Source organism: Pseudoalteromonas sp. SG41-2 (assembly GCF_014164535.1).
Lineage (GTDB): Bacteria > Pseudomonadota > Gammaproteobacteria > Enterobacterales > Alteromonadaceae > Pseudoalteromonas > Pseudoalteromonas rhizosphaerae.
In genome coordinates this window covers 70161-82847 of record NZ_JACJFK010000001.1, presented here as the reverse complement: position 1 = coordinate 82847, position 12687 = coordinate 70161, and the positions used below count along the sequence as shown (strand labels likewise).

The window sequence follows — 12687 nt, the reverse complement described above, 5'->3', positions numbered from 1 at the left end:
CTCAATTATTTAGTTATTAAACTAAATTACGCTTTAAAAACCACGGTTGCTGCGACTTGGTTCATATAGCCCTAATATGTTCTACACTCTTTAAAATGCAATGAAAAAAATAAACACCAGCATATACCTGTAAAAATTTAAGGTATACACTCGTATTTAACTAAGCTAAATGGATTAAGCACCACGTAAGTCAAGCTGATGATAAAATCAACAGAATGTCATGCTATTAGCTTATAAAATGTTACATATTATTTATACTTAACAATTGGAACTGTGGAGTAACCATGCGTCTGTCTTTCGCACCATCAAAATTATCTTTATTCTTATTTACCTCGGCTTCGTTGTTTCTACAAGGTTGTAGTGAAGCACCTAAAGCCGAACAAGCAGCAATGCATCCAGCAGCTGTGGCAACAACCATAGCAACCTATGAAGATGCCCCATTCACTATTGAACTACCGGCAACCTTATCAGGTTCTAAAGAAGTTCAAGTACGTGCCAGAGTAACGGGGATCCTAGAATCTCGTAACTTTGATGAAGGCCAGACAGTTAAGCAAGGTCAGTCACTTTTCACTGTGGATTTAGCCCCCTATCAATTGGCGGTTGAAAGCGCGCAAGCAGCTCTTAATGGTGCAAAAGCATCTTTAGTGCAAGCCGAACGTGAAGTGAAACGATTAGCCAAACTACGTGCTGAGAAATCAGTCTCACAACGGGATTATGATAACGCCAGCTCCACCCAAGATATTGCTAACACGACGTTAGAGGCCGCGAAAGTTGCATTAAAAGAAGCCCAACTGAATTTAGAATATGCGCAAGTAAAAGCACCTGTCGCTGGAGTGGTGGGCCGTGAATTTGTGTCGGTAGGTACTTTTGTATCAGGTCCCGATCTATTATTAACGCAAATTACCCAGTTTGATCCTATTCGTTTACGATTTGGTATTTCTGAGCGTGAACAATTACAAATGCGTCAAGATGTTGCAAATGGCTCATTATCGCTGCCAGAAAAAGGTCAGTGGCACACGAGCATTAAATTGCAAGACGGTTCACTCTCCAATAAAAGTGGCAAAGTTAACTTCTCCGATGTACGTATTAATCCAAATACCGGCACCAGCGAACTACAAGCAATTATCCCCAACACTGATTTTGAACTTCGTCCAGGTCAATTTGTGCGAGTGATGTTAAGTGGTGCGGTACGCAAAAATGCATTTGTAATACCGCAACGTGCGGTACTTGATAATGGCACTGGTAAATTTGTTTATGTAGTCGCTAAAAATGAACAAGGCGGCACGATTGCGCGCCCAGCTCCCGTTGAAGTAGGTGAGTGGATCCAAAAGCCAGATAATCAAGGTGATAAAAACTTTTGGTTGATTAAATCAGGCATACAGCAAGGCGATGAAGTGATCATCGATGGTATGGCAAAGATTTTCTTTCCAGGCATGCCAGTGGCCGTTAACAATGCAACAAACAACGTAAGCGCAGAATAGGCGCAGGGAGTTTTATGTTTTCTCGTTATTTTATCGACAGACCTATTTTTGCGTTTGTGATCTCAATTGTTATTGTGCTGGCGGGCCTGGCTGCCATGCGCAGCTTGCCGATCGCCCAATACCCTGAAATTGCCCCACCCGTTGTGCAAGTGACAGCAGCCTATCCGGGTGCGTCGGCTGAAGTACTCGAACAAACCGTAGCCGCGCCGATTGAAAATGCGATTACCGGTGTTGAAGGCATGATGTATATGTCTTCAACCTCGACCAGCTCTGGTGCAACAACCATTGAAATAACGTTTGAAATTGGCACCGATATTGACCAAGCAGCAGTTAACGTCAATAACCGTGTAAAGCAAGTTGAAGCTCGTTTACCTGAAGAAACACGGCGCCAAGGCGTGGTGGTGCAAAAAGGTTCATCGAGTTTTTTGCAAGTTCATGCGTTTTATTCACCGGACGGCACTCGTGATAGTCTATGGACTTCAAACTATGTCACCCTGAATATTTTAGACCGTATTAAACGTGTTCCTGGTACAACGAGTGTACAAATTTTTGGTGCGAAAGATTACGCCATGCGTATTTGGCTGCGCCCTGATGTAATGAGTCAGCTCGGTGTTACTGTTGAAGAAGTCGCAGGGGCAGTTCGCAGCCAAAACTCTCAATATGCAGCCGGTTCGATTGGTGCAACCCCCACTTCACAATCAGCGCAAGAGCTGGTTTACAGTGTTACCGCTCAAGGGCGTTTATCAGAGCCTGAACAATTTGAAGAAATCATTATTCGTTCAAACCTTGATGGCAGTAGCTTACGTTTAAAAGACATTGCCCGTGTTGAACTTGGTGCAAAAGATTATAACTTCAGAGGCACTATCAACGGCAAAGAAGCTGTACTATTAGGTATTTTCCTACAACCTGGTGCCAATGCACTTGATGTAGCAGCAGAAGTTAATGGCGTATTAGCAGAGTTAACTCAGCAATTTCCCACTGGACTTGCTCACTTAAATTCGTACGATACCACCCGTTTTGTTGAAGTCTCGATCCGCGAAGTAGTGAAAACACTACTTGAAGCAATGGTACTGGTTTTCTTAGTGGTGTTCTTATTTTTACAAAATTGGCGCGCCACACTGATCCCAACTCTTGCCGTACCGGTGTCATTACTTGGTACGTTTGCTGGCATGTATATGCTTGGTTATTCTATTAACTCATTGACTTTATTTGGTATGGTACTGTCTATTGGTATCGTAGTGGATGACGCCATAGTGGTACTTGAAAACGTAGAGCGTATCATGCACGAAGAGCATGTGAGCGCCCATGAAGCCGCAATAAAAGCGATGAAAGAAGTATCAGGACCTGTTGTTGCTATTGTTCTAGTACTTTGCTCAGTGTTTGTGCCAATTGCATTTCTAGGTGGCTTAACTGGCGAACTATTCCGTCAGTTTGCGATCACCATTTCAATTGCTGTGAGCTTATCTGGCATAGTTGCACTAACAATGACCCCTGCTTTATGTGTGCTTATTTTAAAACAAGAGCATAAACAAACCGCAAGCTTCTTTTTATGGTTCAACCGTGTATTTACTAAAATAACCAGTAAGTATGTGGGTGCTGTTGGTTTTATCGTGCGCCGAGGAGCATTAGGTTTATTGCTGATGATTGGTATGGTGTCAATTACCATTGGCCTTTGGAAAAGCACTCCCGGTTCATTAGTGCCTGATGAAGACCAAGGCTACTATATTTCAGCTATTTTCTTACCTGACGGCTCATCCCTTGAGCGTACAGAAAAAGTAGTAGCTGAAGTTATTAGCGCCGTACAATCTAATCCTGCCAATGAAAATGTGGTGGCATTTACAGGCTTTGATTTTATTGGCGGCGGTTATAAAAACAGTGCAGCCACCTTATTCGTCACCCAAAAACATTGGGATGAACGAGAGGTTGATACTAAAAGTTTGGTTAATGAGCTGTTTATGAAAACTGCGCATATCAACGAAGCACTTGTTTTAGCGTTTAACCCCCCTGCTATTTTTGGTTTAGGGAGCACTGGCGGATTTGAATTTTATATTCAAAACAAAGGCGCAGGTGGCCCAGAAAAACTGCAACAAGCCATGGGTTTAATGATGGCTGAAGCACAAAAAAGCCCTATTTTAAGTGGCCTACAAACGTTGTGGCGACCAAATGCACCGCAACTTAAAGTTGATGTAGATCGTGAACAAGCCCGCGCAATGGGCATTGAAATTGACGATGCCTTTACAGCCCTTGCCGGCACACTGGGTACTTATTATGTGAACGACTTCAATAAGTTTGGCCGAGCTTGGCAAGTACTCATGTCAGCAGAAGCTGAATTTAGAATGAAGCCTGATGACATTGGACGAATTTATGTAAAAAACAGTCAAGGTACTATGGTCCCTATGTCTGCGTTTACTAATATTGAATATAGCCGCGGACCAGAAAATCTAAATCGTTATAATAACTTGCCTGCGGTAAAACTGCTCGGTAATGCTGCACCCGGTTACAGCTCTGGCCAAGCAATTGCTGAAGTTGAACGTATTGCAAAAGCAGTATTACCACCGGATATGACCTACGACTGGACCGGCTCTGCGTATCAAGAAAAACGCAGCTCAGGTACCACAGGAATTGCTTTAGGCCTTGCGGTGATCATGGTTTTCTTAATCCTTGCAGCACTATATGAGCGTTGGTCATTGCCACTATCGGTGATGCTAGCATTGCCATTTGGAACCTTTGGCGCATTGGTATCAATCTGGTTAGTAGGCATGACTAACGATGTGTACTTCCAAATCGGCTTAGTGACCTTACTTGGTTTAGCCAGTAAAAATGCCATTTTGATTGTTGAATATGCATTGATGAAACATCAACAAGGTTGGAGCGCAAGCGCTGCAGCACTTGAAGCTGCCCGCCTTCGATTTAGACCCATCATCATGACTTCGATGGCCTTTATTTTAGGTGTAGTGCCATTAGTATTGAGCTCAGGCGCCGGTGCAGGTGCACGTCATAGCGTTGGTACTGGCGTTATGGGCGGCATGATGGCAGCAACCTTCCTTGCCGTGTTCTTTGTACCACTGTTCTTTTATTGGTTAACTGAGCGCAAACTTACTGAAAAACGCTCGCGAGCAGATTTATCCGATGAAATTGCAAGCCACCACAAGCGTGAACATGTCGACACCCAAGAGGGTAATTTATGATTTAAGCTCAGCTACAAAAATATAAGGGCAAACAGTGGTTTGCCCTTTTTTATGGTAATTTGATAACTAGCAATTTTATACTGTCGGCGCTACTATTAAACTATTGCGTCGAGGAGCCTTATGATGAATAGTGAAAAATTAACCGAGTTTGAGCAGTACTTTCAGATTGATGAAAGTAATCGAGTAAATTTATTTGCTGTTGACGATAGCAAAGTGCCTACTACCTTAGCGCAACTAGAAGCAGATATCCCACCGTTATTTAAATTGGCCAATGAGGTTAGTGAATTAGAGCAAAGCTCGTTAAGACCATTGCGTAGCCTTGGTGATTTGGCACAAGAGCTTGCCGTATTTTTACAAGCACAATCGCGTAAAATCGACTTGATCATGAGCCATATATTAGCCTCAGAGCAGCCCGAAGATAACGCCATTTATTGTGATAGCTACGGCGGTGGCGGTGTCAAACTAACCGATACAAAAGTCTACTCTATTGGCCAAGTATTTCGCACTAAATTATTTTTACAGCATGAAGCCTCTGCTATTTATTGTTACACCGAGGTAGTTGCGGTTAATAAGATTGACGATGAACACTACCAATACACCCTACTTTTTAAAGCCATCCGCGATACTGATCAAGAACTTGTGGTACGTGCTAGTTTACATGCACAAACCAGACAACTGAAAAAGCGTCAGCTGCTGCAACATGAAAGCGACAACTTTGATAACCAAGACACAACAGAGCCAACAAAACCAGAATAATATAGATACTAGCAACCCTCATTTTGAAGTGGCTTGGCTATAGTTGAAATGCTAAACTAATAGCACCTTTGTTTGTTTATTAAATTCATGAACTTTAGACTTTTACCCGAATGGGCTGAGCAAGACGCCGTTATGCTCACTTGGCCACACCAAGCCACTGATTGGTGCGACAATTTAACCGCTGTAGAGCCTGTATACGTGCAATTATGTCAGCATATTTGTAATGCAGAGCAATTAGTGATCATCGCTCATGATGAAGCCTTAAAAACACACATTAGCCAGTTATTGCATAGCAACGCTGTTGATTTGAGCCGCGTGCATTTTGTTGTTACTCCCTGTAACGATACGTGGGCACGTGATCATGGCCCATTAACCTGCGCCGCAGTTGCTGATAATAGCCAACTAAAAATTGTTGATTTTATCTTTAATGGCTGGGGTAATAAATTTACCAGTGAATTAGATAATAAAATTAATGCGGTACTGATTAAACAACTTGCCGATACGCGCAATCAATACCAAGCGCTTGATTTAGTTCTTGAAGGTGGCGGTGTAGAGATTGATCAACACGGTGTACTATTGACCACCAGTGAATGTTTGCTTAATCCAAATCGTAATCCAAATCTAACCCAACAAGACATTGAACAGTGCTTGCGTGAACAACTTGGCGCCACCGACTTTTTATGGGTTGATCATGGCTATTTAGCCGGTGACGATACCGACAGTCATATCGACACTTTAGTGCGCTTTGCGCCTAATGATACCTTAGTGTATGTAAAGTGTGATGATAAAAATGACCAACACTTCAGCGCTCTTGATGCCATGGAAAAGCAGTTACAAGGTTTTAAAACAACAACAGGTAAACCTTATACCTTAATTGATTTACCATGGCCAAAAGCCGTATTTAATGATGATGGCGACAGGTTACCTGCCACCTACGCAAATTATTTAATCATTAATGGAGCTGTACTTGTGCCTATTTATGCTGATGCCAATGACGAATTAGCCTTAGCACAAATTCAAACGGCCTACCCTGAGCATCAAATAATAGGCGTAAACTGCTTACCAATTATTCATCAATTTGGTAGTTTACACTGCATTACTATGCAATTACCCCGTGGATTTTTAGCTGGAGCATCATTATGAGCAGCCCTGCAAATTTAACCGTTGCCTTAGTGCAGCAAAGTAACAGTGATAATGCCGCACAAAACATGGCAAAATCAATTGCCGGTATTCGCGATGCCGCAAGCCAAGGCGCACAACTGGTGGTGTTACAAGAATTACATCGCAGTCTGTACTTTTGTCAAACCGAAGATGTTGATGTATTTGATTTGGCAGAGACTATTCCTGGCCCAAGTAGCGACACTTTAGCTGAGCTTGCAAAAGAATTAAGCATTGTTATTGTTGCCTCTTTATTTGAAAAACGTGCCACAGGGCTTTATCACAATACTGCGGTAGTGCTTGAAAAAGACGGCACAATTGCGGGGAAATACCGTAAAATGCATATCCCTGACGATCCAGGCTTTTACGAAAAGTTTTATTTCACTCCGGGTGATTTAGGTTTCGAACCAATTCAAACTTCTGTCGGCAAACTTGGTGTCTTAGTGTGTTGGGATCAATGGTTTCCAGAGGCTGCGCGTTTAATGGCAATGGCCGGTGCTGAACTATTAATTTACCCAACCGCAATTGGCTGGGATCCACGTGATGACGAAGGCGAGAAAACACGTCAAAAAGATGCGTGGGTAATATCGCAACGCGCACATGCGGTTGCCAATGGCGTACCCGTGATTAGTTGTAATCGTGTCGGTCATGAAAGTGATCCAAGTGGTCAAAGTGATGGTATTCAATTTTGGGGTAACTCGTTTATAGCGGGTCCTCAAGGTGAACTGCTAGCAGAAGCCAACAACACTGATGAGCAACTGTTACTTGTTGAACTTGATCAAAAGCGTTCTGAAAATGTAAGACGCATTTGGCCGTACCTACGCGACCGTCGTATAGATCATTACCACGATTTAACCAAAATATATCGCGATTAAGAATAAATTAGCGCCTCAGTTGAGGCGCATTAAAGGAGTAGTAAATGGCGTTTGCGCAATGGGCAGCCTTGCCTTGGGTAAAATCTCAAAAAGATAAAATTCAATGGGGGCAACTCACTGGCAGTGGTTTAAGTATTGCCATTGCACAAGGAGTTAAACAACAAGCTGGCTTAGTGCTTATTGTTACCCCTGATACACCCAGTGCATTGCGCCTTGAAACAGAGTTGGAGTGCTTGCTCCCCGAGCATCCAGTAATGATATTCCCTGATTGGGAAACGTTGCCTTACGATCATTTCTCACCCCATCAAGATATAATTTCATCGCGCTTAGCCACCTTAAATACTTTAAAAAAAGAACAACAAAGTGTATTAATTGTGCCTGTGTCTACCTTGATGCTACGTACCGCCCCTGCTTCGTTTATTTATGGTTCAACCATTAATTTTAAAGTCGGTGATATTCTCGATACCCACAAACTTCGCAGTAACTTAGAGCAAGCAGGCTATTTACATGTGCAACAAGTCATGGAGCATGGTGAATACGCCATTCGTGGCTCGATTGTTGATTTATACCCAATGGGCAGTCCGCATCCATTTAGACTCGATTTTCTTGATGACGAACTTGATACCATTCGTTTATTTGATGTTGAAAGCCAACGCTCGGATGAAAAAGTCGATAAAATTGAATTACTACCTGCTCATGAGTTCCCTACCAACGAAGCCGATGTTGAACGATTTAGAATAAACTACCGTGAAAAATTTGGTGCCAGCTCATCGCAAGATTCCGTGTATATGCAAGTGACCAAAGGCAATTGGCCTGCTGGTATCGAATATTATATGCCGCTGTTTTTTGAGCAATTAGCCACTATCTTTGATTACCTGCCAGATACTGCAACAGTGATGCAACTGGGAGATTTAGAAGATGCTGCGGAGCATTTTTGGCATGATATTAATGTGCGTTATGAAAACCGTCGAGTCGATCCACTGCGCCCGTTACTTGAGCCAGTTGCACTTTATCAACCCATTAATGAACTGTTTGAAAATTTAGGCAACTTTGCTCGCATTCGGTTATCGCAAGCAAAACTCGCGACAAAAGCAGGCAATAAAAATCTAGTCACCAGCGAGTTACCCGCAATACGCATTGATCATAAACTACATGAACCCTATCAAGCATTTATAAATTATGTAGCAGCGCAAAAGAAACAAAAAGGCCGTATCTTACTGTCAGTAGAATCCGATGGTCGCCGTGAATCTCTGCTCGCTATACTTAAACCCAGTGGCTTAAAGTTTAAAGAGTTTTCATCATTCGATGAATTTGTAAATAGTAGTAGCGATGTTGGCTTAATTGTCAGCCCACTAGAACAAAGTGTGGTACTTGGTACAAAGCCCGCATTATCCATTGTTACTGAACAAGAATTACTTGGCATTAAAGTATCGCAGCGTCGCCGTCGTAAACATAAATACGAAGCTAGCCAAGATGCGCTCATCCGTAACTTAGCTGAACTTAAAGTTGGCCAACCGATTGTACACTTGGATCATGGTGTAGGCCGCTACCAAGGTCTGCAAACGATTGATGCGGCGGGACTGATCACTGAGTTTGTAACCATTACCTATGCCAATGAAGCAAAGTTGTATGTGCCAGTGTCAGCCCTGCATATGCTCAGTCGTTATTCTGGTGGCGAAGAAGCCAGTGCACCGCTGCATAGACTGGGATCTGATGCTTGGGAAAAAGCGAAAAAACGCGCGGCGGAAAAGGTACGTGATGTGGCCGCTGAATTACTCGATATTTACGCCCAGCGCCAAGCAAAACCGGGGAATGCCTTTAAACTTGATGGTGCTGCTTATCGCGTCTTTAGCGATGGGTTTCCATTTGAGGAAACTGACGATCAGCGTAACGCTATCGAAGCTGTGCTAGGTGATATGCAAAGTAAACAAGCAATGGATAGGTTAGTCTGTGGTGATGTAGGTTTTGGCAAAACTGAAGTTGCGATGCGCGCCGCCTTTGTTGCTGTAAACGATAATAAACAAGTAGCGGTTTTAGTACCAACTACCTTGCTTGCACAACAACACTTTGAAAACTTTAAAGATCGATTTGCCGACTTACCCATTGAAGTCGGTGTGCTGTCTCGCTTTAATTCACCTAAAGAACAAAAAGACACCCTAGAAAAAATGGCTAAAGGTACCTTGGACATCGTCATTGGTACTCATAAATTGATCCAAGCCGATATTATCTTTAAAGATCTTGGCCTGCTAATTGTCGATGAAGAACACCGGTTTGGGGTACGTCAAAAAGAGAAGATAAAATCGCTGCGTGCCGATGTTGACATTTTAACACTCACTGCAACACCAATCCCACGTACATTAAATATGGCCATGAGTGGTATGCGTGATCTTTCAATCATCGCGACCCCTCCTGCAAAACGCTTAGCGGTTAAAACATTTGTTCGTCAACGCGATGCAGATTTGATCAGAGAGGCGGTATTGCGGGAAATAAAGCGTGGTGGCCAAGTATACTTTTTACATAATAACGTTGAAACTATTGACCGCGTGGCAGAAGAAATTAGTGAATGGGTACCTGAAGCAAGCGTCGCTTCTGCCCATGGCCAAATGCGCGAACGTGATTTAGAACAACTGATGAGCGAATTTTACCACCAGAAATACAACGTACTTGTATGTACTACCATCATTGAAACGGGAATTGATATCCCCACAGCCAACACAATTATTATGGATAGAGCCGATAAACTAGGCTTGGCGCAGTTACATCAGTTACGGGGTCGAGTTGGTCGCAGCCATCATCAAGCTTATGCTTACTTATTAACTGGTAATCCTAAAGGGCTGTCGAAAGATGCTGTAAAACGCCTTGAAGCCATCGAGTCACTGGAAGATTTAGGTGCCGGTTTTGCACTCGCAACCCACGATTTAGAGATCCGTGGTGCTGGTGAGTTGCTTGGTGATGATCAATCAGGACAAATGCAGACCATCGGCTTTAGCTTATATATGGAAATGCTTGAGCAAGCTGTGAAATCTCTTCGTGAAGGCAAAGAGCCTACCCTTGATAACTTGCTACAACAACAAAGTGAAGTGGACTTAAAATTAGCCGCTTTACTGCCTGAAGATTATATTCACGATGTAAATGCGCGACTAGGTATTTACAAACGGGTTGCCAGCTGCGCTAACCTAGATGATATGGACGAATTACAAGTTGAGCTGATTGATCGCTTCGGCCTGCTGCCTGATGCAACTAAAAACCTATTTAGTTTGCAACAACTGAAACTCAAAGCCAGCGAATTAGGCATTAAAAAAATTGAAGCAAATCCAAAAGGTGGCTATTTTGAGTTTAGTCAACATACTAAGGTTAACCCTAGCTTCATTATAGGTTTGATACAAAGTGCACCTAAGGTGTATAAAATGGATGGTGCAAATAAGTTGCGCTTTGCGATCGATGAGGCGAATGCCCGCGAACGCTTAAAAATGGTCACTGCAATGATTGCAGATTTCGAAAAAAAGGTTAGCCATTAATGTTGCTTAAAAAATCTCTTATCCTATTGTGTTGTGTATTTAGTAGCACAGCATTTGCAGAACGTTGGTTTGAAGTAGAAGTACTGATATTCAAACAGCGCCCTGCCCCTTATTTGCAAGAGGATTTTAGCTTAGACAAAGAGCAAATTAAGGCCAAGCGTAGCGTTGATTTACTGACACCACTTTATACTGCGCAAGCTAAACAGGAGTGTATCAACGGCGACACTCGCTTTAATTCACAGTCATTAACCGATTCTGTGATTGGTGCCAATCGCTCTAATTTATGTGATGGCAGTATTGACTACCTACACAGTTACTCAGCACTGCCACTTAGCCCAATAGCGCCTGTTAAAGACGATATGGAGCAAACCTACCTACTTGCTCCCGAACAGCTACAATTTATATCACAACAGCAAGAGCTGGCGCAAAAAGGACTCAAGCCTATACTTCATACCGGATGGCGTTTTGAAGGTGCGAGCCAATCTCGCTCTGAAAGTATTAAACTGTTTGGCGGTAAATTATTACGCGCTCCTGTGATTGCGCAAACGCCACAGTATACAAATAATGACTTTATTAGTTTAGTCAACACCAACCAGAGCATAGCCCCAGTAGTTGAACAAGCTACGGATCAATGGGAGCTAGATGGTAGCTTTAATATTTACTTGCGCCATTATTTATTTATTAATGCCAGTTTTGATGTGAATGAAAGACAAGCCAACGGTGAAATCCAACACGCTCGGTTCGCACAATTCAAACGTGTTATAAGTGGCGACATTCATTATTTTGACCATCCTAAAATGGGCATGATTGTACAAATTAGAAAATTCAAACACTAAATAAAGGAAGATGACCGAATGAAAAAGCTTTTAATTATTGCTGCAGCATTAAGCCTAGCAGCTTGCTCAAAAGTAAGCTTAGAGAACTACGAAAAAATCGAAATTGGCATGGATAAAACTGCAGTAGAAGCTATTTTAGGCAGTGCTGATAATTGTGTTGAAAAAACCCTACACACAAATTGTACATGGGGCGATGACAGTAAAAACATTGAAATAACCTTAGTGTCAAACAAAGTATCTTTGTACAGTAAAACTGGTTTAGAAAAATAAACCATTGCAGTAGGTAGTAACAAACTTACTACCTACTGACTTAATGTTATTACCACCAATAAACAGGATAATGACGTTTAGGATTGCGTGATAAATTATTAACTAGCAACCCAACTAACAGCATAATTGTCGTACCAAACAACACAGGGCTAAGCACATAGTAATAACCAAGCTGTTGTATACCATTACCACCAATAACCGCAATCAATGCAGTAGCGCCACCGGGAGGATGCAAAGTACGTGTTAAGTGCATAACTGCAACTGATAATGATACAGCCAAAGCACTTGCCAACATTAAATCAGCAGTTAGCAGTTTTGCCACAGTCACACCTACCAACGCGCTGAGAGCATGACCGCCAATAAGATTGCGCGGCTGAGAAAACTCCGCTAATGGCGCACCGTAAACAAGCACTGCAGTTGCACCTAAAGAACCAATTAAAAATAAATTAGTTAACGGATCAAACTGTAAACTTTTACCAATTATAGCAACCAAATAAATGCCCAAAAATGACCCAAGTAAAGACCACATAATTTTACTCATTGGTTTACGTGGTGGACATTGACTGGTTGCGGCCATCCTGGAAATCAGAAAGCGCATATCACTT

Annotated in this window: 9 protein-coding genes; 8 read left to right on the top strand and 1 reads right to left on the bottom strand. The window is 42.4% G+C overall.

Annotated features, from left to right (window positions below):
- Positions 1 to 284 precede the first annotated feature (284 nt).
- The 8 genes from H5186_RS00335 (at position 285) to H5186_RS00300 (ending at position 12082) form a co-directional block, all read left to right on the top strand.
- Positions 285 to 1481, top strand: coding sequence for an efflux RND transporter periplasmic adaptor subunit (locus H5186_RS00335; RefSeq protein WP_182718582.1), 1197 nt, complete (start codon positions 285 to 287; stop codon positions 1479 to 1481).
- A gap of 14 nt (positions 1482 to 1495) precedes the next feature.
- Complete coding sequence (locus H5186_RS00330) at positions 1496 to 4669, top strand: efflux RND transporter permease subunit (RefSeq protein WP_182793920.1); 3174 nt, start codon at positions 1496 to 1498, stop codon at positions 4667 to 4669.
- A 123-nt stretch (positions 4670 to 4792) separates the two neighbouring features.
- Positions 4793 to 5425: a PilZ domain-containing protein gene (locus H5186_RS00325; protein ID WP_182740247.1), complete on the top strand. Its 633-nt coding sequence runs from the start codon at positions 4793 to 4795 to the stop codon at positions 5423 to 5425.
- A gap of 87 nt (positions 5426 to 5512) precedes the next feature.
- A complete protein-coding gene (locus H5186_RS00320; protein WP_182760802.1) occupies positions 5513 to 6568 on the top strand; it encodes an agmatine/peptidylarginine deiminase in 1056 nt (351 codons plus the stop codon).
- Positions 6565 to 7458 (top strand): carbon-nitrogen hydrolase, encoded by an 894-nt coding sequence (locus H5186_RS00315; RefSeq protein ID WP_182740237.1) that lies wholly within the window; start codon positions 6565 to 6567, stop codon positions 7456 to 7458. Before H5186_RS00320 ends, H5186_RS00315 begins: the two co-directional genes overlap by 4 nt.
- 44 nt (positions 7459 to 7502) lie before the next feature.
- Positions 7503 to 10976 carry a transcription-repair coupling factor gene (gene mfd, locus H5186_RS00310; protein ID WP_182793918.1) on the top strand — a complete coding sequence of 1158 codons (3474 nt, stop codon included), beginning with the start codon at positions 7503 to 7505 and terminating at the stop codon, positions 10974 to 10976.
- On the top strand, positions 10976 to 11812 hold the full coding sequence (locus H5186_RS00305; protein WP_182793916.1) for a peptidoglycan binding protein CsiV: 837 nt from the start codon (positions 10976 to 10978) through the stop codon (positions 11810 to 11812). Before mfd ends, H5186_RS00305 begins: the two co-directional genes overlap by 1 nt.
- 18 nt (positions 11813 to 11830) lie before the next feature.
- Entirely contained in the window at positions 11831 to 12082 is a 252-nt protein-coding gene (locus tag H5186_RS00300) for a DUF3862 domain-containing protein (protein ID WP_149982381.1), read from the top strand.
- Positions 12083 to 12131: 49 nt separating this feature from the next.
- Here the strand turns inward: H5186_RS00300 and H5186_RS00295 are convergent, their stop codons facing one another.
- On the bottom strand, positions 12132 to 12680 hold the full coding sequence (locus H5186_RS00295) for an HPP family protein (protein WP_149982382.1): 549 nt from the start codon (positions 12678 to 12680) through the stop codon (positions 12132 to 12134).
- Positions 12681 to 12687: the final 7 nt, after the last annotated feature.